The sequence below is a fragment of the Komagataeibacter saccharivorans genome, from assembly GCF_003207825.1.
Taxonomy (GTDB): domain Bacteria; phylum Pseudomonadota; class Alphaproteobacteria; order Acetobacterales; family Acetobacteraceae; genus Komagataeibacter; species Komagataeibacter saccharivorans.
Window position 1 is genome coordinate 74176 of record NZ_NKTY01000011.1, and the last position, 22101, is coordinate 96276.

Annotated in this window: 20 protein-coding genes and 1 pseudogene; 9 read left to right on the forward strand and 12 right to left on the reverse strand. The window is 62.0% G+C overall.

Features of this window, described 5'->3' with window-relative positions; translation table 11 throughout:
* Positions 1-45 precede the first annotated feature (45 nt).
* From glgA to CFR79_RS08405, 3 genes are all read right to left on the reverse strand, one after another.
* Entirely contained in the window at positions 46-1686 is a 1641-nt protein-coding gene (gene glgA, locus CFR79_RS08395) for a glycogen synthase GlgA (protein ID WP_110547580.1), read from the reverse strand.
* 225 nt (positions 1687-1911) lie between these two features.
* Complete coding sequence (gene glgP / locus CFR79_RS08400) at positions 1912-4425, reverse strand: alpha-glucan family phosphorylase (RefSeq protein ID WP_110547581.1); 2514 nt, start codon at positions 4423-4425, stop codon at positions 1912-1914.
* Between the two features lie 360 nt (positions 4426-4785).
* Positions 4786-5481 carry a YfdX family protein gene (locus CFR79_RS08405; RefSeq protein ID WP_102323718.1) on the reverse strand — a complete coding sequence of 232 codons (696 nt, stop codon included), beginning with the start codon at positions 5479-5481 and terminating at the stop codon, positions 4786-4788.
* Between the two features lie 194 nt (positions 5482-5675).
* On the opposite strand from CFR79_RS08405, the gene CFR79_RS08410 reads away from it, so the two are divergent.
* Positions 5676-6059, forward strand: coding sequence for a VOC family protein (locus CFR79_RS08410; RefSeq protein ID WP_102323719.1), 384 nt, complete (start codon positions 5676-5678; stop codon positions 6057-6059).
* 47 nt (positions 6060-6106) lie between these two features.
* Positions 6107-6580: a DUF3574 domain-containing protein gene (locus CFR79_RS08415; RefSeq protein ID WP_110547582.1), complete on the forward strand. Its 474-nt coding sequence runs from the start codon at positions 6107-6109 to the stop codon at positions 6578-6580.
* 16 nt (positions 6581-6596) lie between these two features.
* On the opposite strand, the gene CFR79_RS08420 is transcribed toward CFR79_RS08415, so the two are convergent.
* The 4 genes from CFR79_RS08420 to pdxR form a co-directional block, all read right to left on the reverse strand.
* Positions 6597-7397, reverse strand: coding sequence for an SDR family NAD(P)-dependent oxidoreductase (locus tag CFR79_RS08420; RefSeq protein ID WP_102323721.1), 801 nt, complete (start codon positions 7395-7397; stop codon positions 6597-6599).
* Between the two features lie 190 nt (positions 7398-7587).
* The gene (locus CFR79_RS08425) at positions 7588-8343 is read right to left on the reverse strand and encodes a CDP-diacylglycerol diphosphatase (RefSeq protein WP_110547583.1); all 756 of its coding nucleotides are present in this window, start codon (positions 8341-8343) and stop codon (positions 7588-7590) included.
* A complete protein-coding gene (locus tag CFR79_RS08430; RefSeq protein ID WP_110547584.1) occupies positions 8340-8549 on the reverse strand; it encodes a hypothetical protein in 210 nt (69 codons plus the stop codon). Before CFR79_RS08430 ends, CFR79_RS08425 begins: the two co-directional genes overlap by 4 nt.
* A 132-nt stretch (positions 8550-8681) precedes the next feature.
* On the reverse strand, positions 8682-10100 hold the full coding sequence (gene pdxR, locus CFR79_RS08435; RefSeq protein WP_181417404.1) for a MocR-like pyridoxine biosynthesis transcription factor PdxR: 1419 nt from the start codon (positions 10098-10100) through the stop codon (positions 8682-8684).
* 86 nt (positions 10101-10186) lie between these two features.
* On the opposite strand from pdxR, the gene CFR79_RS08440 reads away from it, so the two are divergent.
* From CFR79_RS08440 to CFR79_RS08455, 5 genes are all read left to right on the forward strand, one after another.
* Positions 10187-10843 carry a pyridoxamine 5'-phosphate oxidase family protein gene (locus CFR79_RS08440; protein WP_110547586.1) on the forward strand — a complete coding sequence of 219 codons (657 nt, stop codon included), beginning with the start codon at positions 10187-10189 and terminating at the stop codon, positions 10841-10843.
* 77 nt (positions 10844-10920) lie between these two features.
* Positions 10921-11163: a hypothetical protein gene (locus tag CFR79_RS15650; RefSeq protein ID WP_132303973.1), complete on the forward strand. Its 243-nt coding sequence runs from the start codon at positions 10921-10923 to the stop codon at positions 11161-11163.
* 251 nt (positions 11164-11414) lie between these two features.
* Positions 11415-12200 carry a sulfite exporter TauE/SafE family protein gene (locus CFR79_RS08445; protein WP_243705269.1) on the forward strand — a complete coding sequence of 262 codons (786 nt, stop codon included), beginning with the start codon at positions 11415-11417 and terminating at the stop codon, positions 12198-12200.
* 76 nt (positions 12201-12276) lie between these two features.
* Entirely contained in the window at positions 12277-14274 is a 1998-nt protein-coding gene (locus CFR79_RS08450) for a M1 family metallopeptidase (protein WP_110547587.1), read from the forward strand.
* A gap of 364 nt (positions 14275-14638) precedes the next feature.
* Positions 14639-14848: a hypothetical protein gene (locus CFR79_RS08455; RefSeq protein ID WP_110547588.1), complete on the forward strand. Its 210-nt coding sequence runs from the start codon at positions 14639-14641 to the stop codon at positions 14846-14848.
* A 796-nt stretch (positions 14849-15644) separates the two neighbouring features.
* Here CFR79_RS08455 and CFR79_RS08460 read toward each other — a convergent pair.
* From CFR79_RS08460 to CFR79_RS08480, 5 genes are all read right to left on the reverse strand, one after another.
* Positions 15645-16145, reverse strand: coding sequence for a MucR family transcriptional regulator (locus tag CFR79_RS08460; RefSeq protein ID WP_102323729.1), 501 nt, complete (start codon positions 16143-16145; stop codon positions 15645-15647).
* Between the two features lie 1311 nt (positions 16146-17456).
* On the reverse strand, positions 17457-18239 hold the full coding sequence (locus CFR79_RS08465; RefSeq protein WP_110547589.1) for an ABC transporter ATP-binding protein: 783 nt from the start codon (positions 18237-18239) through the stop codon (positions 17457-17459).
* Positions 18236-19342 carry a FecCD family ABC transporter permease gene (locus CFR79_RS08470; protein WP_110547590.1) on the reverse strand — a complete coding sequence of 369 codons (1107 nt, stop codon included), beginning with the start codon at positions 19340-19342 and terminating at the stop codon, positions 18236-18238. The genes CFR79_RS08465 and CFR79_RS08470 overlap by 4 nt, the downstream gene beginning before the upstream one ends.
* Positions 19329-20465 carry an ABC transporter substrate-binding protein gene (locus CFR79_RS08475; RefSeq protein WP_110547591.1) on the reverse strand — a complete coding sequence of 379 codons (1137 nt, stop codon included), beginning with the start codon at positions 20463-20465 and terminating at the stop codon, positions 19329-19331. Before CFR79_RS08475 ends, CFR79_RS08470 begins: the two co-directional genes overlap by 14 nt.
* Positions 20466-20482: 17 nt before the next feature.
* Positions 20483-21025, reverse strand: a complete 543-nt coding sequence (locus CFR79_RS08480; protein WP_102323733.1) for an iron transporter — start codon at positions 21023-21025, stop codon at positions 20483-20485.
* A gap of 164 nt (positions 21026-21189) precedes the next feature.
* On the opposite strand from CFR79_RS08480, the gene CFR79_RS08485 reads away from it, so the two are divergent.
* Entirely contained in the window at positions 21190-21708 is a 519-nt protein-coding gene (locus tag CFR79_RS08485) for a hypothetical protein (protein ID WP_102323734.1), read from the forward strand.
* A 123-nt stretch (positions 21709-21831) separates the two neighbouring features.
* Positions 21832-22101 (forward strand): annotated as a pseudogene (locus CFR79_RS15655) (carbohydrate porin); the annotation flags it as partial.

Below are 22101 nucleotides of genomic sequence, written 5' to 3' on the forward strand. Positions count from 1 at the left end.
TTATTGCTTGTTACGTGCTGACGCGATGGCGTGCGTGCCGTGTGGTCAGTGGGGCGCGGCCAGCGGCCATGACAGCCGGGGTGGCCTGCGCGCGATCCGCCGCCTGCGGGCTTCGCGCTGCATGCGGCGTGGCTGCTGGCCCGATGGCAGGCAGATCACGTTGGATGTGGCAGCCGCATAAGGGTCCAGCCCCAGAACATCGGCAAACAGCATGACGTAATGGACGGCATGCTCGTTCCACGATACGTCGCACGCCGCACCGTTCACCTGTAACTGCCGCCATGCCCGCCGATTGCGCCGGTAGAGCATCCGCGCCCGGCTGACGGCGGTGACAAGCGTTGACGCATCCACCGGGGAAAACAGGAAACCTGTCGCCACCCCATGCGCCATGGCGGCGGGGTTGGCGTCGACGATCGTATCGGCCAGCCCCCCTACGCGCGACGCCACCGGCACCGCCCCGTAGCGCAGCGCGCTGAGCTGGGTCAGGCCGCACGGTTCGAAACGCGAGGGGATCAGCAGCGCATCGACGGCGGATGGCACGCGGTGGCCCAGTCGCTCGCTATAGCCGATGCGGCAGGCAAAGCGCCCCGCGAAACGCTGCTGTAACGCCACCAGGCTGCGTTCGATCTCCCGATCGCCTTCCCCCACCACGATAATCTGCGTATTGCCCGCCAGCAGGTTGCCCGTCACCTGTGGCAGCAGGTCGATGCCCTTCTGTTCGGTCAGGCGGCTGACAATGCCGATGACGAAGGCATCGGGATCGGCGGCCAGCCCGAATTCCGCCTGAAGGGCGCGTTTGTTGGGCGCGCGCCCCAGCGTGTCGCCCGGCATGTAGGGAAAATGCACCGCCGGGTCGCTGGCCGGGTTCCATATATCGGTGCTGATGCCGTTCAGTATGCCTTCCAGCCGGTCGCGGCGCTGGCGCAGCAGCCCGTCAAGGCCCATGCCGCCTTCGGGGGTCTGGATTTCATGGGCGTAGGTGGGCGAGACCGTGGTGATGCGATCCGCGAAATACAGCCCGGCCTTGAGGAAACTGATCGCGCCATAGCATTCGCACCCTTCCACCGAAAAGGCTTCTGGCGGCAACCCGAACTCGGCCATGCCGGACGCTGGAAAGCGCCCCTGAAAGGCAAGGTTGTGGATGGTCTGCACGACCGGTATGCGGGGTATGGCGGCCGCGTCGTCCCCCGCCGCCATGCGGTCATAATGCAGGTAGGCCGCCGTAAGCCCCGCCTGCCAGTCATGCGCGTGAACAAGGTCGGGCCGGTAGCACGCAAGCTGGCCCTGCGCGATATTGGCCGCCATGCGGGACAACGCGGCAAAGCGCACGCCATTATCGGGCCAGTCCTGCCCATCGGGGCACATGTAGGGGTTTCCGGGGCGGTCGAACAGCGTGGGCGCGTCCAGTACCAGCAGGTCCACATCCCCCGCCCGCGCCGCCCACAGCGTTGCCGCGTGGCCCAGCAGGTCAGGCAGGTGTGCGACCGCGCGGCGGTCTTCCATTGCTGCCATCACGGGGCGGTAACCGGGCAGAAGGGTGGTGACATTCACCCCGTAGCGGGCCAGAGCCATGGGCAGGGAGCCAGCCACATCGCCCAGCCCCCCCGTCTTGACGAAGGGAAACATTTCCGACGTAACCGAAAGCAGCCGGATCGGTGAGACAAAGGGGCTGAGCGCAGTGGCCATCCGCCTGTTTCCTTGGCATGGGAAAAACCGGTCATATTTTCCGGGTCTGCTGCGATTAACGGGCCATTGTGCGCATGGTCTCAACTACACGGTTATGTGATCGCATGGTGGGGGCGCATTACTTCACAACGTTTCTTGTCAAACAGGACCGTAAAGTAAAACATGTAACCATTTAGATATTACGGAACCGCGGTCATCATTCATTACTTGTTCGCAATGTGATGGCTATTTCTGCCATATGATATGCGCAGCCTCCAGCGGGATGGCCACATCGGGGTGATGGGGAATGACCCGGGGCGTGTAGTCCGAGGGCGGGCGCGTGGCGCTGACCTCCGCGCTGTAGGAGACGGGACCGCTCGCCTGTCCCGCCTGTGCCGTCATGGGTACTATGATGGGCGCTCCCTCCGGCTGGTCGGCGTAAAGCTGGACCTGCACCATGTCCGGCGTGACGGGACCAAGGGTTACGGCGACGGTGACATGCCACCTGTCGCCCGCCGCCGTCGCCTGCACCGGGCCAAGGCTTATGGCATGCCACAGCCGGTCAAGGCTTTCGCGCCAGTGCATGATGGCCGCAGCCTTCGCCCCGTTATCGGCCAGTCGCGTGCGGTATGCCGCCGCCGCGGGCATGTAGAAATCGCGGGTATAGTCCCGTACCGTCCGGTTTGCCGAAAAGCGCCCGGTCAGCCGGGTCATGCTTTCGCGCATCATGGTCACCCATTGCTGGGGAATGCCATCGGCGTCGCGCTGGTAGAACAGGGGCACGATTTCGCGTTCCAGCAGGGTATACAGGCTGTCGGCATCATGGGCGTCACGCCGGGGATCATGCCCTTCATCCATGCCATCGCCAATGGCCCAGCCTACATCGGGCGCCCAGGCTTCGGCCCACCAGCCATCGCGTTCCGACACGTTCAGCCCCCCATTGACCAGCACCTTCATGCCCGACGTGCCGCAGGCTTCCCACGGCCGCAGGGGGGTATTGATCCACAGGTCCATGCCTTCGACCATCTGGCGTGCGATCGACATGTCATAATCGACAAGGAAAGCGACACGACCATGCACGTCGGGCCGCTGCAGGAACCCGATCCACTGCGCAATCAGCGCCTGCCCCGCCGTATCCTGCGGATGCGCCTTGCCCGCGATCACCAGTTGTACGGGCCGTTCGGCGCTGGTCAGGATACGGGCCAGCCGGTCAGGGTCGTGCAGGAGCAGGTCGGGCCGTTTGTAGGTGGCGAACCGGCGGGCGAAGCCGATGGTCATGACGGCGGGGTCGAAAACCGGCGGCGGCAGGCACTGCGCGCGCTCCCCGCTATGAAAACAGGCCCGCGCGCTGTGATCGGTTGCAATGAACGCAACCAGTGCCGCGCGGGAAAGACAGCGGCAGTGCCACAGTTCCTGCGCTGGCAGGGCATGGACCGATGGCTCCACGCTTTCCAGCGCGCCGCGCCATCGCTCCTTGCCCGCCGCACGGGTCCATAACGCATCTGCCGCCGCTGAATCCCATGTCGGCACATGCACGCCGTTGGTTACATGGCCAATGGGTACCTGCACGCGGGGCCAGCGGGGGAAAAGCGGGTTGAACAGCGCGCGGCTGACCTGTCCATGCAGGCGGCTGACCGCATTGACCGCGCCGCTGACCCGCATGGCCAGATAGGCCATGTTGAAGGGTGTATTCATATCATCCGCCGGTGCCCCGCCACGGCCCAGCGCCAGAAGGTCCTCAACGTCGATATGGAGGTCATTGCTGGCGTAAAAGGCCAGATGGCTCATGACCAGCAGCGGCGCAAAACGGTCGAACCCGGCGGGCACGGCGGTATGGGTGGTGAAGATGGTGCCCGCGCGTGCGATGGTCAGCGCCTGCATGAAGGGAATGCCCATATCTTCCATCAGCCCGCGTGCGCGTTCGAGTGCGGCGAACGCGGCATGCCCTTCATTAAGGTGGCAGACATCCGGGCGCAGCCCCAGCGCGCGCAGCAGCCGCCATCCCCCAATGCCCAGCACCAGTTCCTGCCGCAGCCGCAGTTCCGCATCGCCACCGTAAAGCTGGGTGGTGATGCAGCGTATATGCGGCGGGTTATAGGGATCGTTCGTATCCAGCAGGTACAGCGTCGTCTGCCCCACCGTCACCTGCCACGCCCGCAGCCATATCCGCCCCGTCGAGATCTGGAATGGCAGGCGCAGCCGGTCGCCACCGCCGTCCAGAACCGGGCGGATGGGCAGCAGGGCGGGATCGTTTATGGGATACAGGGCTTCCTGCCGCCCGTCCGGGGTCAGTTCCTGACGGAAATAGCCCTGCGCATAAAGCAGCCCGACCGCAACGACCGGTACGCCGAGGTCACTTGCCGCCTTCAACTGGTCCCCCGCCACGTTGCCCAGTCCCCCGGAATAGATGGGCAGGGCCTCATCAAGCATGAATTCCATGCTGAAATAGGCGATGCAGGGCGCCGGGGACATGGTGCAGGCGGTTTCAAACCATGCGGGGCGCTGCTGGCTGTCGGCATGGGCCTGCGTCAGGCTGGTCAGCAGGTCGTGAAAGGCCGGGGTTTCCAGCAGTTCGCGCATGCGGTGGCGCGGCGTGTTCTGCAATACCGTCCATGCATTGCGCGTATGGTCCCAGATATCGGGCGCAAGCTGACGCCACAGGGCGTCGGTTGCATGGTTCCATGTCCAGTGCAGGTCCAGCGCAAGATCCATAAGGGCCTGTTCATCTGCCGTCGCGTCTGGACCTGCGGGATCGACCATCGTTTCAGGGTCTTTTCATTATGCCGTGGCGGCAGTGAGCCGCGCGATCAGTGCGCGGCAGCGGGTATGTATCCCGCCCACGGGCAATACGCCCATGCCCCGCATGCGGTTGCGCCATGACCGGAAGTTTCTCCGCTCATGGTGTTGCAGGTACTGTCTGGAGTGCAGAAGACTGTCTCCCCGCATGCGTAGGGACGCACGGACGCAACGGGTGTCGCGCGGGGATCAACTGGCTGATTTTCTGGTGTACGCGGGCGACCAGCATATGGCGCGGCGTAGAATTTGCATGCGGCGCCCGGTGGGGCACGCGCTGGCCGTGAACCCTGCGGTTATGCCGGGTTCACGGCGGGCCGGGCCGGATTACTTGCCGGTTTTTGCCGGGGCGTGCTTGCCGGTCTGGTCAGGCGTGGCCGTTTCCGTAAAATCCTCGGACACGAACACGATGCCATCAAGCGCCTGCTGCAATGCGGCGGATGCTTCCGTGGGGTTGCGGGCTTCGGTAAACACGGTGGCGCGGTTGATCGCGCCCTGCGTCTGGTCCAGCGGTGCAAGGGCCAGGATGAAATCCGCGTCCTCGCCCACTACCTGCAATGTCTGCGCGGCCTGCTGGGTATTGCCAGCCTTGAGCTGCGAGTTGGCGGTGGCGATGGCCGTCTTCTTTTCCGGGGCCAGTGTTTCGGTGCCGATCACCTCCCCACCAACCGGAACCCACGTAACCGGGGTCGTGCCCGCCACGTGGGACGGGGCGGCGGGGTGCTGCGGTGCGGGGTGCAGCGCATTTTCGGCGGCAACGAACTGGTTGTTCGCCTTGCCCGCGGCGGTCAGGCGGCGGGTGGCGTCATACAGGGGCGGGATGGCGGCGTCGGTCTTGCCGGAGTCCAGAATCTGCTTTGCATTCAGGATATCGACAATCGCGCGCTGCCCGTCAGCCGACAGGTGGTTGAAGGCGCGCGTGGCCTTGAACTTTTCCCAATCGGTGTGCAGCGATGCCGCGTGGGCGCCCAGCGGTGCCGAAACCAGACCTGCCACAACGGCAAGTGAAGCGATAAAACGCATGTTTTTCCTTTATATATCAATATAATAAAATCACGATCAGCCTGCGCGCCGATCCCGTTCGGGAGTGTTACAAAAAATTGCTCGCAGGTCCATGTCTGTTACGCCGTTATGCGGCTGCGCCCGATCCGGGGGTGGTTGCCGTATTCGTTTCCCCCATGTCATGATCGCGCCGCACATTTGCAAAGGACAGATTCATGTTCAGTCACATCACCATCGGCACGAACGATATTGAAGCATCGAAGAAATTTTACGACAGCACGTTTGCAGCCCTCGGCATTGCGCCAGCCAGCGTCGATGCGAAGGGGCGACTGAATTACGCCACAGCCACCGGGCGGCTCATGATAACGAAGCCGATCAATGGCGAACCGGCCACGGCGGGCAATGGCGAGACCCTCGGCTTTGTCGCCCCTTCGGCGGAAGCGGCCAGGGCATGGCACGATGCAGGCGTGGCCAATGGCGGTGTGACCTGTGAAAATCCGCCGGGTATCCGCCATCTTGCTTCGGGCGATCTGTACCTTGCCTATCTGCGCGATCCCACCGGGCACAAGCTGTGCGCGCTGTACCGCGTTCCGGCGTAAACCCATCCCGGTGCCCGACCGGCTCTGACCGGACGGGCCGTGACGGGATGGCGACACTGCGCCCGCACCGCCGCAATCGGGGCGGGTTGGCTGTACTGCTGGTGGCGTGGACGCTCCTGCCCTGCGCGCCCGCGCTGGCACGGGATAATACTGCGTCACCCGGCGGGCCTGATGCCGCCTGCGCGGCGTTGCAGGCGCGGGCGGACCTGAACATTACCCTGCTGTTCGGCCTGCGCCGCCCGGATGGGACACGGGTTACACGGCGGCAGTGGCGGATTTTCCTGCGCGATGTGGTCACGCCGCAGTTTCCCGACGGTCTGACCGTTGTGCATGGTGATGGCCAGTGGCGTGACCGGCAGAGCGGTCAGGTGAGGCACGAACCGGCACGGGTCGTATGGATCGTCACCCCTGCCCTGCCCGACCTTGCCGGGCGGATCGGCACCATCCGTAATGAATACCGCCGCCGCTTTGGCCAGCAATCCGTGGGCGTGGTGGCAGGCGCCGGGTGCGATGCGTTCTGATGCCTCGGTCCCCGGTTCAGATGCCGCCGGAAATGGGCAGGTTGACGCCGGTCATGTAGCTTGAATCGTCGCCCAGCAGGAAAGCGACCACGCCGGGTATTTCCTCAATGCTGCCGTAGCGGCGCATGGGGACGCTGTCGATCATCTGGCGTGCGACCTCCTTCGGATCGCGGGAGAAATACTGGCTGCCTGCTTCGGCCTGAAGGGTGACCTGACGGTCCCACATCATCCCCGGCCCCATGAAGGCAGGGCTTATGGCGTTGACGCGGATGTTGTATGGCGCAAGGTCCTTTGCCGCCACCTGCGTCAATCCGATCACCGCGAATTTGGATGCGCCGTAAGCCGCCATGTTGGGCGGCCCCTGCACGCCCGCCATGCTGGCGGTATTCACGATCCGCCCGAACCGGCGTGCGATCATGTGCCGCGATACGTGCTGAAGCACGTTGAACATGCCGCATACATTGATGTTCATGACGCGGGCGAAGTCATCCGCCGGGTAATCCTGCACGGGGGCGAAAGCGCCCTGATAACCCGCATTGTTGAACAGGAAATCGATCTGGCCCATTTCAGCGGCCACCCCGTCCACCACGCTGCCGACCTGTTCGCTGTCCGATACGTCGCAGGTATGGGTGGTGATGCGTACGTCATGCTGGCTCAGGCTGGCGCGGGCCTGTTCCAGTTTTTCGCCATTGAGGTCGAGCAGCGCCAGATCCGCCCCCATGGCGGCCAGCCTTTCGGCGCAGGCAAGGCCGATATTGCCTGCCGCCCCGGTAACAAGTGCGACCCTGTGTGAAAACGGTTGTGCGGTAGATGACATATCTGTCTCCCGGTTAAAAAACACCCGGCTGAAATACGGGATCGGGACGCGCCCCGGTGAACACGGCAACGGCCCCGACATGCTACCCAACGGGTATCTGCCCGCACGGTTCGGTGCGCATAAGGTGGCACGGGACCCGCGCGGGTGCAGCGGACATGCCTGCATGGCTGCTTCCAGCCTGTGGCGCGGGTTATGGCATGTGCTGCAACTGGCAGGCATGGTCCTGAAGTTCTTCCCCTGCTGCACGGTCGCCGGTGCGGGGATCGACATGATCGTCCAGCACCACGAAACCCGGCTGGCCATCGGGCTGCACCACGCCGGCCACGACCAGCGTGTGCTGGCCCATTTCCCGGCCGGGGTCCGCCAGATCATGCGCCAGCAGGCTGAAGGGCCGCACGCCCGACAGGCTGGCCACCCGGATCAGGCGTGCGCGGTAGGCATGGCCATGCAGCGGCAGCGGCGTCCAGTCCGGCCCCAGATGGGACACGGCCCAGTGCAGCGCCACTTTTACGTCCGTGCGCATGCAGTCCACATGGATATGCAACTGGTTCTGGCTGCGCCCGTAGGCTGAATTGATGGCCAGCATCATGTCATCCGCAGGCAGCGGACGTGCCAGCCTGCCATTCAGCCGCCGTGTCTGCCGCCATGCGTAATCGAAATAATCCGGCAGGTCATCGCGCAGCAGGGCGGGGTCTTCCATGCCGGTGATCCGCTGTGTGGGAATAAGCAGGTACTGTCCCACCCCCACCCGATCCTTCAGCACGGCATAGCCTGCGCGCGTATCGACCTCCGCGCAGGGAATGGCCTGTCCGGGCGTGGCTGCGCCCGGGGTGCAGCGTTCATGCACGATCTGCCATAACGCATCGGGGTTGACGGCGGCACGGACGGCATAGGTACCGCATGCCGCTACGGCAAGTGCGACCGCGATCAGGACACGTCCCTTCATGCCCTGTATTCCATGGCGTACTGCATGACCTCCCCTGCATCTTTCCCGCGCCATACTGGTGCCCGAACCCGCTTGCCAGCATGGACGGGATCGTCATTCATGGCTTCGTCCGTCCGGCGCGCCCACAGCGCCGCATGTGCAATCGTGGCACAGGTTGCGCGCGCGAACCATGACAGCTTACAGACCGGCACGACCATGATGGCCATGGCAGGCAGGCTCCATCCGGGCCGTTGAAGAAAATGTCCGCACGCTACAGCGTGTTTTATGGACAGGACCGTAAACCGCCAGTGCAGTGCCGGTCCGGGGGCAATTCTCCTGTCGCGCAGGACTGGTATGGCTCATGCCAGCAGTCGCGCCAGGCGGGTTGCGAATTCGCGCGTGGTCGCCTCATCCGCCTGCGCGAAGGCCACAACCAGCCCCGGTGATCCCCTGCCCTGATAGAACTGTGAAAGTGGGGGCACCCCGAACCCGGCCTGCCCCAGCGCTGTGGACACGGCCACATCATCCACCCCCGGCGCGAAGCGGACGGCCATGTGCAGCCCGCCAATCAGCGGCGGTATGGCGACATGGTTGCCACAATGGGCCAGAAGTGCCCCGCGCAGGGTTTCGCCCCGGTTGCGGTATACGCGGCTGATCCGTTCCAGATGGCGGCGGTACTGCCCGCCATCCATGAAATCCGCCAGCGCCGCCTGCGCATGAACATTGGCCATAAGCCCAAGGCTGGTCTGCGCACGGATCAGCGCGGGTGCAAGATGCGGCGGGGCGGCCAGCCATGCCAGACGCAGGCCCGGTAGCAGGGATTTGGCGACGGTGCCCAGTGTTGCGACCTCTCCCGCTTCCGCCAGTGCGCCAAGCGCGGGGACGGGGCGTCCGCTCCACAGGAACTCGCTGTCATAATCATCTTCAACCACCAGCGCACCGCATTCGCGCGCCCGCGCGACAAGGGCAAGCCGCCGCGACAGGCTCATCCGCGTGCCGGTGGGATACTGGTGGGAAGGTGTGACATATATCAGCCGTGGGGCGTCCTGCGGCATGGCCGAGACATCCGCTCCGTTTCCGTCCACCGGCAGCGCAACCCGGCGCAGCGTGCCAAAAGCCTGCATCGCGCCGGGATAGCCCGGTTCTTCCAGCCATACGCTGTCGCCATCCGCGCACAGGCAGCGCGCCAGCAGCCCCAGCCCCGCGCGGACCGTGGGCAGGATCAGCAGGTGTTCGGGATCGACATGCAGCCCGCGCGTTTCAGCCAGCGTGCGGGCCAGAACCCGCCGCAGGGCCGCCAGCCCGTGCGAATCACCATATAGCAGCGCATCACCCGACAGGGTCCGCCCTGCCCGGCGCAGCGCCCGCGCCCATGCGTCACGCGGGAAAAGGCGCGGGTCGGGCCTGCCGGGGCGCAGGCGCGCACCCTCCACCGTGGCGGGTAGCGGGGCGGATAGCGCATGACCTGCCGGGGCAAGGCTGACGGGCCGCCCGACTGTCTGCACCCTGCGGTCCGTCAGGGCGAAGGTGGCGGGAATGTTCAGCACCGCAACGGCACCGGGGCGCGTGATGACAAGGTCTTCCGCGCGCAGCAGGTCATAGGCCGCCGAAACCGTATTGCGCGACACCCCAAGCTGGCCCGCCAGCGCACGCGATGACGGCAGCGCCATGCCAGATGGCAGCCTGCCGTGGCGGGCAAGGTCGCGGATCTGGCGGTAGATCTGTTCCGCCAGCGGTACGCGGCCCTGCGGCACAAGGGTTATGCGTTCGGCCAGCAACTGGCCCTCCGTAATTATGAAAACCTGACCTTTAGCACGGCCACTGGCGCGCGCACCATGGGCGCATACCTGAAGGAGCCAAGGATATGACCACAACCGACCTGCCCCCCTATGCCCGCGTAAGGCAGGCAAAACGCGCCCGGTACGACGCGCCCGCCGTCCATGCCATTCTGGATGCCGGGCTGGTGGCGCATGTCGGCTTCATCGCGGACGGACGGCCCATGGTGATCCCCATGGCCTATGGCCGCGATGGCGATATGCTGTACATCCACGGCGCGAGCACAACGCGTATCATCCGCGACGTGGCGGAAGGCTTTCCCCTGTGCCTGACCGTCAGCATGGTGGACGGGATCGTGGCCGCGCGTTCGGCCTTCCACCATTCCGTCAATTACCGCAGCGTGGTGGTGCATGGGCAGGCGCATCACGTCACCGACCCCGATGGGCACGACCATGCGCTGAAGGTGATAACCGAACACCTGCTGCCCGGACGATGGGCTGAAGTGCGTCCCATGCTGGCGAAGGAACGCAAGGCGACGGGTGTGCTGGCCATGCGGATCGACACCGCCGCCACCAAGACCCGTACGGGCGGCCCGGTTGATGATGCGGCGGATTATGACCTGCCGATCTGGGCCGGGGTGATCCCGGTCGTGACCGCGCTGGGTCGTCCGGTTGACGATAATCGTATAGTGGAAGGCACCCCCTGGCCTGCATCACTTGATGCGGCGCGGCACCGCTTCCTTTAGGCCGCTGCCGCGTTGGCACCATTATCGCAATCGTGCCGCAATCTGGTGGTTTCATGCTGGCACAGGAGGAGGACATCATGAAAAGACTCTGTCTGGCTGTTTTTGCCGTCCTTGTGCTGTCGGTTCCGCCACTGGCGCAGGCCCGGCCCTACGATCCCGGCTGGGCCCACCCGTACCCGCATGGCGGGCGCGGACCCTACGGGCGGCGTCCATACTGGCATGAAGGCAGGTGGCGCTATGGCCGTCCGCCGCCACCGCCGCCCGTGTGGGGGATGCGGCCACCGCCGCCGCCGCCGCCCGTCTATCCCTATCCATACTGAACCGGGACCCGGCCATCGCGCCGGGTTTTCTTTTTTCCACGCCAGCCATGCGGACGATGGCGGCGCGGTATTAACGGTCGGGCTTGTGCTGGCCCGTAATTCCACATAAGGAGATGTTCCCACAACCGGAAAAACACATATATTTTGTGTTATTTAGACCCGGTCGGGACTGTACGGACGTGGAAATTCAGCACCACGCCCGATGGAATGCAGCACCGGCCCCCGCCCGTCGAGCCATGAGTCCCTACACCATGCACCTGACTGAATCGATCAACCTGCTTTATGTCCTGTCCGGCCTTGGTGTTGGGTTTCTGGTGGGTATGACCGGCGTGGGCGGCGGGTCGCTCATGACGCCGCTGCTGATCCTGCTGTTCGGCATCCATCCGCAATCCGCCGTCGGGACTGACCTGCTCTATGCCGCACTGACCAAGACGGTGGGCACGCTGGTCCACGGACGCAGGCAGTCGGTGGCATGGTCGGTGGTGGGCCGTCTGGCGGCGGGCAGCATACCGGCCACGCTGCTGACCATTGCCGTCCTGCATTGGGTGGGCAGCCCGTCGCCACAGGTAACGCATGTCATTTCCGTGGCGCTGGGCATCGCGCTGCTGATTACCGCCCCCAGCGTACTGTTCCGCCAGCGCCTGCAGGCGCTGTCCCGCGCCAAGGCGGGCAGCATCTCCCCCGCCATGACGGGCCGGTTGACCACATTGCTGGGCATCGTGCTGGGGGTGATGGTGACGCTGTCATCCGTGGGGGCGGGAGCGATCGGGATGGCGGCGCTGATTTTCCTATATCCGGGGCTGGAGGTCCGCACGCTGGTCGGTTCCGACATCGCCCATGCGGTGCCGCTGACCGCCATCGCGGGCATGGGCCACTGGTGGATCGGGGATATCGACATGGGGCTGCTGTTCTCGCTGCTGTGCGGGTCGATACCCGGTATCGTGCTGGGCAGCCTGTGCATCGGGCTGATACCGGACCGGGTACAGCGGATCATACTGGCCGCGATCCTGCTGACCGTCGGCATCAAGGTCATCTGACCCCCGGCCTTTTGCGTGTGGCCTGCCACCTTGCTACAGTTGCGTAACGATAACGCAGCAGGCAGGTAGCGCATTGATGTCCTATGGAAAAATTGCCCTTATCCTTTGTGTCGCGGGGTGCGCTACAGCCCGTGCCGCGCCCGCGTCCGACCCGTCCGGCGCATTGGCCATGCGTGCGGCGTTCAATGCGCTGACGCTGCCCGACGCGCCGGGACGCTATGCCTCGGGTTCCGGGGTGCCCGGCCCCGACTACTGGCAGAACCGCGCGGACTACACCATCCATGCCCGCATCGACACCGCTACGCATGTGTTGAGTGGCGAGGAAATCCTGACCTACACCAACAACAGCCCCGACAGTCTTGACGAACTGTGGGTGCAGCTTGACCAGAACATCTACCGCTCCGGCGCGCGGGCTGATTTCGTCAATCCTTCGCGGCATGCCAATACGACGGACGGCGCGGTCATCGAATCTGTCAGTGTGGTGCGCGACGGGCGGGATATTACGATCCAGCCCCGTATTTCCGATACCCGCATGCAGCTTGCCCTGCCCGATGGAACGCTGCTGCGCCATGGGGAGAAAATACGCCTGCGCATCCGCTGGCACCATACCGTGCCCGGCCCATGGGGCGGGCGGACATCCGTAACCCCGGTGCGTGATGGCGATATTTACGAAATCGCCCAATGGTATCCGCGCATGAGTGTGTACGACTTCCGCCGGGGATGGGATACGCTGCCGTATCTGGGGCAGGAGTTCTATCTTGATTACGGGGATTTCGATTACACGGTAACGGTGCCGTGGAACTTCACGGTGGTCGGGTCGGGCGCGCTGCTTAATCCGGTGGACGTGCTGACCCCGACCGAACGCGCACGTCTGGCGCAGGCGGCGCGCAGCGACAGTACCGTCCAGATCCGCACTGCCGATGATGTTGCCAACCCCGCCAGCCATCTGGCCCATGATGGCGAAAAGACGTGGCATTTCCGCATGGAAAACACGCGCGATGTATCCTTTGTCGCATCGCCGGTATTCGTGTGGGACGCAGCGCGGATCAACCTGCCTGCGATCAGCCCCGCGCCGGGCATGGCGCCTGTGCCCCGGCTTGCCATGTCGGTCTACCCGCGTGAAGGGGCGGGTGCGCAGGCATGGGATCGGTCCACCGAATATGTAAAGCACGCGATCGAATACTTCTCGCAGCAGTGGTTCACCTATCCCTGGCCAAACGCCATCAATGTCGGTGGGCATGGCGCGGGCATGGAATATCCGGGCATCGTGTTTGATGGCTGGCAGGACCGTGACGACAAGCTGTTCTGGATCACCACGCATGAACTGGGCCATGACTGGTTCCCGATGATTGTCGGATCGAACGAGCGGCGCAGTGCCTTCATGGATGAAGGGTTCAATACCTTTATCGATGCCTACGCATCGCAGCATTTCAATCATGGGGAATATGCGCCCAAGCGGGATTCCGAATTCGCGCCGAAAACCGGGCGGCCCGCTGACGACATCATTCCCCTGCTGACCGATCCGCAGGCGCCGCCCCTTATGACGCCGTCGGAACTGGTTTCGGAAAAGTACCGTCACCCGGTCAGTTATTTCAAAAGTGCTTATGGGCTGGTCCTGCTGCGTGAGCAGATCCTTGGCCCCGACCGTTTCGATCCCGCCTTCCGGCGTTATATTCAGGAATGGGCGTACCGCCACCCTGCCCCGTCCGATTTCTTCCGCTTCATGGAAAGCGAAACCGGGGAGGATCTGGGCTGGTTCTGGCGCGGATGGTATTTTGAAAACTGGTGGCCCGATTACGCCATCACCAGCCTGTCCTATGTCCATAACGATGCACGACAGGGCGTGCAGGTCGGCCTGCGCAGCAAGGGCAGGCTGATGCTGCCTGTCACGTTACGGCTGGACTATGCCGATGGTACCCATGCCGATCAGGTCATCCCGACAGAAAGCTGGCATATGGGCGACCGCATCACGATCGGCCTGCCGGGTGGACGCAGCGTTGTCCGCGCCACGCTGGACCCCGATCACGTGCTGCCTGAACCCGACCGTTCGGACAACAGCCGGAAGATGCGCTGATATCAATGCTCCTGTGGGACAGCCTGTGTGCTGTCCCACGGTTCTGTCTGCCGCCTTTTTCAGAAAGGCGACGTATTTCGAAGATTTTGAAAAAAGCTTCACCAAAAACTTCTTGATGATTTCTGGGTGACTGCTTCAGACAGCCTTTCATACCGCCTGCCCCGCGCGTTCACGGGGTCCTGGCGTCATAACGATCGGCCTGTACCCGCCGGTCCTGCTAAAATCGCCACGCATGTATCGCGGCTGACCCATCAGTCAGAAACTGTAGAAACATTCGGATTACGCTTTCAGACAGTTTCGGGGATGCAGTCTAACCCCTCATCAAGACGACACTGCCTGCCAGCAACCGATCAGACCTGCATTGATGATGCAGCTTCATTATGTAGATGTAATCGACCGTGGCCGTGTGTCCGAACGGTTTACCTGTGCGGTCATCGATCCGTTGCGACTGACCGGACTTGTCCACGATCAGTATCGCTTCGATATCCAAAATGGAGGTGCCGTCGCATGGCGGGTTTGCGATACGACCTGCGCGGTTCCCGTCCTTTTCTTTACGGACCGCAAGACCGCGTGAACTGGAAGCCAACCGTTACTGTGCAGATCACGCTTCGTATACTGTTTTGTAATAACGGATAAGGATCGGGTGGAACAGAATCCGTTTGCCCGGGTAATATTGGTCCGGAAAATTGTTTACAAATTGTCACAGTAATTTCTTTAAACAGTTGGTCGTTGATCTACTGGCCAACAGCAATGGGACTGTTTTGCAGGTGGCGTCCGTGTCTGGATCGGTCCCATCCTGCCAATGACCGTAAAGCGCACTGCGCGCAATACGTCACTTATTACTATGTATGAAAACACATATTCTATTGTGTCTGCTGCGATCGCATATCAGGGCAATCCTGCCTACGTCAGTAAAACGTACAGCACTGTTCCGGTCAGTGACTGAGAATGGCCGAATGATTGACCGTCAGCACATGCACAAAGCAATACAGGTTACATGACTGGTCCGTATCGCCGCCAGTCCGGTTATCATGCAGGCGTCAGGATTTACGGATTGCTTACTGTCAGGACGAGACGTTCTGGTAAGTCCCGGTACCGGCGAACTGGCCCAGATAGCCGTTGTAGTAGGCGATCCGGTCGTACATCACTACCCTGAACGGCCTGTATTGGATGTTATGTCATTACGCCCGTAATGCTACCGCCTGAACATACTGCCAGAACGGGCGGTGCATATGTGTGCCCTGCCCCGGAGCGAGGATTATTAACCGGCCTGACCGGCAACTGGGTCATGACTGGCAGATCACGACCTTTACGCGCACATATACCCGGCCCGTTTCCGGGCCGGGTATCGTGCAACAGCGGGCGTATTATTACGCGGCTGTGTCGGCTTTCTTGGTGCGGCGGGCGCGGGTCTTGCGGGGCGCCTTTTCCGGTGCTTCGGCGGGTGCCTCGACAACCGGCTCGGCAACGACCTTGCGGCCAAGGCCGATTTTCTGCGCCAGGGAGGAACGGTGAGCCGCATAGTTCGGCGCCGTCATTGGATAGTTGGGGGGAAGGCCCCACTTTTCACGATACTGCTCCGGCGTCATGCCATAGGCGGTCTGGAGGTGGCGCTTGAGCATTTTCAGCTTCTTGCCGTCTTCCAGACAGATCACGTAGTCAGGGAATACTGACTTCTTGATGGGCACGGCCGGCTGCAGCGGCGTCGGTTCGACCGCCTTTTCAGCACCAAGTCCCTTGAGACCAGCATAGACTGTCTCGATCAGGGCCGGGATCTGGTCAATGGCAACCGTATTGTGGTTCGTGTGCGCGGCCACGATTTCTGTCGTCATCGATACCAGTTCGGTATGCGGAATATCTTTATTGTCCAATGTCGCTTCTTTCCTTGGTAGACTGCCGTCAGGAGACATATCTCACCCTATCAGTAATAATCATATGTCTATTATGCAACCACAATAAATCACTTTGATCGGTATTTCATGCCATTTTCATTGCAGACAGGGACGTACCTTTCAACAGCACGGGGTAACATATCGCTCTGGCCGGTTTTTGCAGCAGGCATGGGTATACGCCAATCAACACCGGCTAATATCCCATGTTTCCAATAGATGCAATTTTTGGTTTACAAAAAATGAATAATCCGGAAGCAGCTTTCGACTTTTCCATACATTATTAATAATGTTTCATTATTATATAGATACGACGCATAGGCGAACAGCGTTGTTTTGCGCCCCTGGCTGACAGTATCGGCATGTTGATCCGCCCTGTGATGGCAATGGGCCGGATCGACTGTATCGTATATATGGAACAGGCAGTTTATTTTGTTCTGTTATGACATGACCGCAATATTGCCCCCTGCTGGGTGCAGGGTATGATGAATACTTTTTTACACTTCTCAACCTATGGCTGTAATGATCATCCTGCGGACAGGGAACACATAAAAAGGGTGTGAGGTAAATTAACCGGCTTTTGAAACAGACCAGTAATGGGCGAACAGGTGGCTGCGCGGCTACTTTATGGCGGTCACGGGATAAATAACGGCAACGCCCTTATCGTCTGTCGTATCCATGGCCATGCCGCGCCATGGGGGTCTCCTGTTTCACGGGACGGCCTGCGACGTTATTTCATTACCAATACTTTACCGGATGCGGCGGAACCGGGCAGCGCAGGTAGATCATACCCTGCACACTGGCTCCATAACCGCGACCTGATTACTGTCCCGGCACACCATAACGCCGACCCGCCGTTAACCATGGCATGATGCCACTCACGCATGTCTGTATTTGCAGGAGGTACGTTGCAGCCACGGAAAAGGGAAAGATATTCTTATATGCTACATGGGCGATGCCATATGGGCCTGACACAGGTGTCAATACCGTCATATCCATCCGGGCTGACTATGCTTCGGCAGATGGGTAAAGGGAAAGTAAAAGGAACAGGTATCATCCCTCCCCTGCAGGCAGTAGCCATCGCGAGGCTTTACGTCTGACCGGCGGGTGCGGCAGGCTGCAATACAGTAATGAAGATCAGCGGTGGCCTGACCATGCACAGGCCATGGCGTTTGCCTGTCATACATCCGGTCCACCCTGATTGCTCCAGCAGGACAGGACGGATGTCTGAGCGTTTCCTGCTTTTCACTGCATGACTGTCATGGTGGGTGTTCACGCGCCTGCGGCGCGTTTTCAGCTCAGCCCGTCAACCATAACGTGTGGCAGGCCCCGGCTGCATGTTTCCACGCGGGCGGTAATGTCATAGGTCGCGCGTAGCGTATCGGGTGTTATGACATCACGGGGCGGCCCTGCGGCGATGATCTGCCCATCACGCAGGATCACGTCATAATCGGTCATGCGTACCGCAATGTTCAGGTCATGCAGCACCATGACCGTCACGATCCCGCGCCGCGCGGTTTCACGGCGCAGGACTTCCATCACGGCGAACTGATGATGCAGGTCCAGCGCACTGAGGGGTTCGTCCAGCAACAGCGCATCCGGCTGGCGGCCCAGCGCCTGCGCAAGCCCGACAAGCTGACGCTGCCCGCCAGACAGTTCATCCATATACCGCATGGCCAGGTCAGCAATGCCAAACACGTCCAGCATGCGCAGCGCGCCGTCCACCGCGTCGCCTTCGGGCTGCGCGGGCGTCCATCCGGTTGCATGCTGTGCGGCCAGAAGGGATTCCAGTACCTGTATATGTACGGTGGCGGGCAATGTCTGCGGCAGGTAGATGCACCGTCGCGTGCGCTGCGCAAAGGACAGGCGTGACAGGTCCTGCCCATCCAGCGTGACCGTGCCCCTGCTTTCCCCCAGTCCCGCCATCGCGCGCAGGAGCGTGGATTTGCCGCTGCCATTTGGCCCCAGCAGCGCGGATACGTGCCCCACCGGGAACGGACCTACATTCAGGTCATCCAGAACCACGCGCCTGCCGTAATGCACGCAGATGTGTTCAGCCAGCAGTCCCGTTTTCACGACAGGCCCCGCCTGCGCAGCACGATGGCCAGAAAGAACGGTATCCCCACCAGCGCGGTCACGATCCCGGTGGGAATGACCACGCCGGGCAGAAGGTTACGCGCCGCGACCGAGGATAGCGACATGACCAGCGCGCCCACCAGCATGCTGCCGGGCAGATAGAAACGGTGGTCCTCGCCCAGCAGGCGGCGGGCGATATGCGGGGCAACCAGCCCGACAAAGCCGATCGTGCCCACAAAGGATACGGCAAGCGCGGACAGGATGCTGACCCGCAGCAGCGCGCCACGCCGCACGCGGGGCACATCCACGCCAAGACTTGCCGCCCGTTCCTCCCCCATGCGCAATACGGTCAGTTTCCACGCGGCGCGGAACGAAAGCGGGGCGACCACCACGCAGGCGGCGGCCAGCAGGTCCAGCTTGGGCCATGTCGCGCGCGTCAGGCTACCCATTGTCCAGAACACCAGATCCTGCAATGCGTCCTCATTCGCCACAAACTGCAGCAGCGAGACCAGTGCATGGAACGCGAACACCAGCGCGATGCCGAACAGTACCACCGTGCCGGTGCCCGCCCCGCGCCTGCGCGAAACCATGTCCAGCATCAGGACCGAACCGATGGCGAAAACGAAAGCATCGGCGGAGACCACCCACGCATCCGACACGCCGGGAATGCCCCAGCCCATGATGATGGCAAGTGACGCGCCAAACGCTGCCGCAGCGGATACGCCAAGGGTAAAGGGACTGGCCAGCGGATTGGCCAGAACCGTCTGCATTTCCGCACCGGCCAGCCCCAGCGCGGCACCCACGCATACGGCCATCAGCGCGTAAGGCAGCCGGATCTGCCATACGATCACGCTCTGTCCGGCTGAAACATCATGCGGGTGCAGCAGCGTGCGCACCAGTGCCGAAGGTGACAGGCCCGATGGCCCCAGACAGAAATCAAGCAGGACCGAACCGGCGATCAGCGCACCCATGACGCCAAGGATGCCGATACGCCGCCGCAGCAGCGCCCGGTAGGTCTGGCGCACCTGCCTTGCATAATCCGAAAGATCAGGAACGGGAGAAGAAGACGATGCGGCGGGCCGGGATTGGTCAGGGACGCGCATCGATCCAGAAGGTCCCTTCCTGCCTGACGGGAAGAAAGCGGCTGTAAAGTTCCTTCTGCGTCGCCTCGGGGTCCACATCGGCAAACAGGTCCGGGTGGAAGTGCTTCGCCATGACCTCTACGGCAAGGATGTTGTAAGGCGAGTCATAAAACGAATGCCAGATGCCAAAGGCATGGCCATCCGTCACGGCGCGCAGGCTGGAAATGCCAGGGCGCTCCATCACCTTCAGCAGCGATGCGCGTGCGATGTCCGGCGTGACTTCCGCCCCCATGCGCAGGCCCGGACCGCTGGCCTTTGGTCCCTTGGTGCCATCGGCGATATAGAAATCCGGGTCGGAAGCGATCACTTTTTCCAGATCGATGTCACCGATATAGCCGGGCAGCAGGGGGGCTGCGATATTCTGGCCACCTGCGGCTTCGATGAAGGCCCCCATATTGCCCTTGCCCGCCGTATGGCAGCAGCTTTCGCGCATGGCGGCGAGCATTTCAATGAACACCCGCGGCCGCTGCGCCTGCGGCACGGTGGCGATGCGGTCCGTAATGCGCTTGAGATGCGACTGATAGAAAGACAGATAATCCGCCGCTTCGGTCTCACGATGCAGCACGCGGCCGAGGATCTGCATGGACGCTACGGTATCGTGCAGCGGATCGGCGCGGAAATCGACAAAGACAACCGGGATATGCGCGCTTTCAAGCTGTGTGACCAGTTCGCTCGACTTGCCCGGCCCATGGCCCGATACCGTCAGGATGGCAAGATCGGGATGAAGGTCCAGCACGCGTTCGGGGCTGACGGTATCCGCCGTGGTCTTGCCGATCAGCGCGATACCCGCTGCCTGCGGAAAGGTTGCGACGTACTGATCGTAACTCTGGGTATCCGCGCCGCGGAATTCACCCTGCCAGCCCACGATGTGGTCGAACAGGTGCTGTTTTTCCAGCGGCGCGAGGGCGTAAACCAGCCGCCCTTCCCCCAGTATGATGCGATGGACACTGGCGGGTATTTCCACTGTCCTGCCTGCAAGGTCGGTCACGGTTTCCGCGCTGGCGCCCGTAGCCGCCAGTGCAAAACCCATGGTCACAACCGCGCCGCATGCCAGTTGCCGTACCCTGTCCAGTATCCGTCCCATGTTCCTGTCCCGCCCGCTTATTTCTGCGGATAGGCGAAGTTGAACTTCTCGGTAAACGGCTTCCAGAAGCCCGGCGTGCCGGTTTCCTTGTCCACATGATGCAGGAAGCCGTTCTGTTCGGGCGAGGAATAGGTCAGTTCCACGGTGTAGCGGCCGGGACCGTCCATCTGCACGTTATCGGCGTAATGCGGGCCGTCCTTGGCGGTCATGAAATGCATGGTGCCCGACGCCTTCCATGACGTACCATCCTTCGTCAGGACATAGCCGATCGACAGGTAGGGCACCCATGCGCCATCGGGGTAGCCCCACACGTTGTCCGCCGTGGCGTGGACATCGGTTTCAAGGTGGATGGTATCCGCCTTCATGTTGTCGGCCATGCCTGCGGGCATGGGTTCGACCATGATGCCGGTCAGGTAGCTGGATGCAATTTCCATATCATGGGCCTGAACGGGGCCACCGATCGGATATTCGCGTGCATGCGCAACTGTGGTCCCCACGGGAAATGCCGCGACAATAAGGGCCAGAACCGTATTTCTTCTATTCATGACGACTGTTTCCATCAAATTTCAGGAAGGTAATGCATCACATTATTATTGATTTTCCTGCGGCAATACCTGGTGGTTTGCGGCATCCCATCCGGCTGATTCTTCAGTTCTGGTAATGATAATTGTTATCACTGTCAACAGGTGGTATGCCCCCTTTCATGTAACGGAGACCGCCTGCCATGATCAGCCACCCCCTAGCCTTTATGCGGCTGCCCTATGATCTGCTTGTCGCCATGGACAGCCGCACACTGCATTTCTGGCTACAGCCCGAACATTACCTGATCCGTATTGTGCATATCATAAGCATGGCGATGTTCTTCGGGATGGATATGCTGTTTGACCTCGGTATTCTCAACCGCCGGGTGGGTAACAGACTTGCGCCTGTCGCACAGCTTATGGTCCGTCCACTGCATGTTACCTTCACCATCGCCATGCTGAGCGGTGTCGTACTGTTCTTTTACGATCCCGTGCGCATCGGCAGCCGGGCCTACCTGTCGCCCAAGCTGCTGCTGATCACGCTGGCCATGCTGAACGCCATGTGGTGCCACCGTACTGTCTATATGCCTGTCCTGTGTGGCAGGCCGGTGGCAACGATGCGCGGGCGGGTTGGCGCGTGTCTTTCGCTGGCGCTGTGGACCGGTGTGATGGTCATGTCCTGCCTTAACAGTGAAGGCGTGCCCAAGGTCTTCCTGCGATAAAGGGCCGGGGGCACCCCCTGCTGGCGCGGGGGCGATATGTAACAAAATATGGTTGACGGCGCATTACGGGAATGTAATTGAGAATTATTATTACTGACATTGATTCTCAATTGAGGTTGGCCAATGGCTCTTTCCCCCGCAGCGCACTCCCTTCCCGCTAGCCGACGTTTCCTGCATGGTGGCGTTGCCCCACGCCGCAGGGCATGGCGTTACGGGCTACGGGCGGGATCATCGCTGCTGTGCATGGGACTGGCCCTGCCCGCCCCTGCTTTCGCCCAGACACAGATTGAGGAAGACCGCGCCCGCCTTGGCAATTCCACCCCGCTGGTCCAGCAGATTGACCCTGCGACGGTGCGCGATTCAGAACGCGCGCAGGCCGATGCGGAGGAAAAG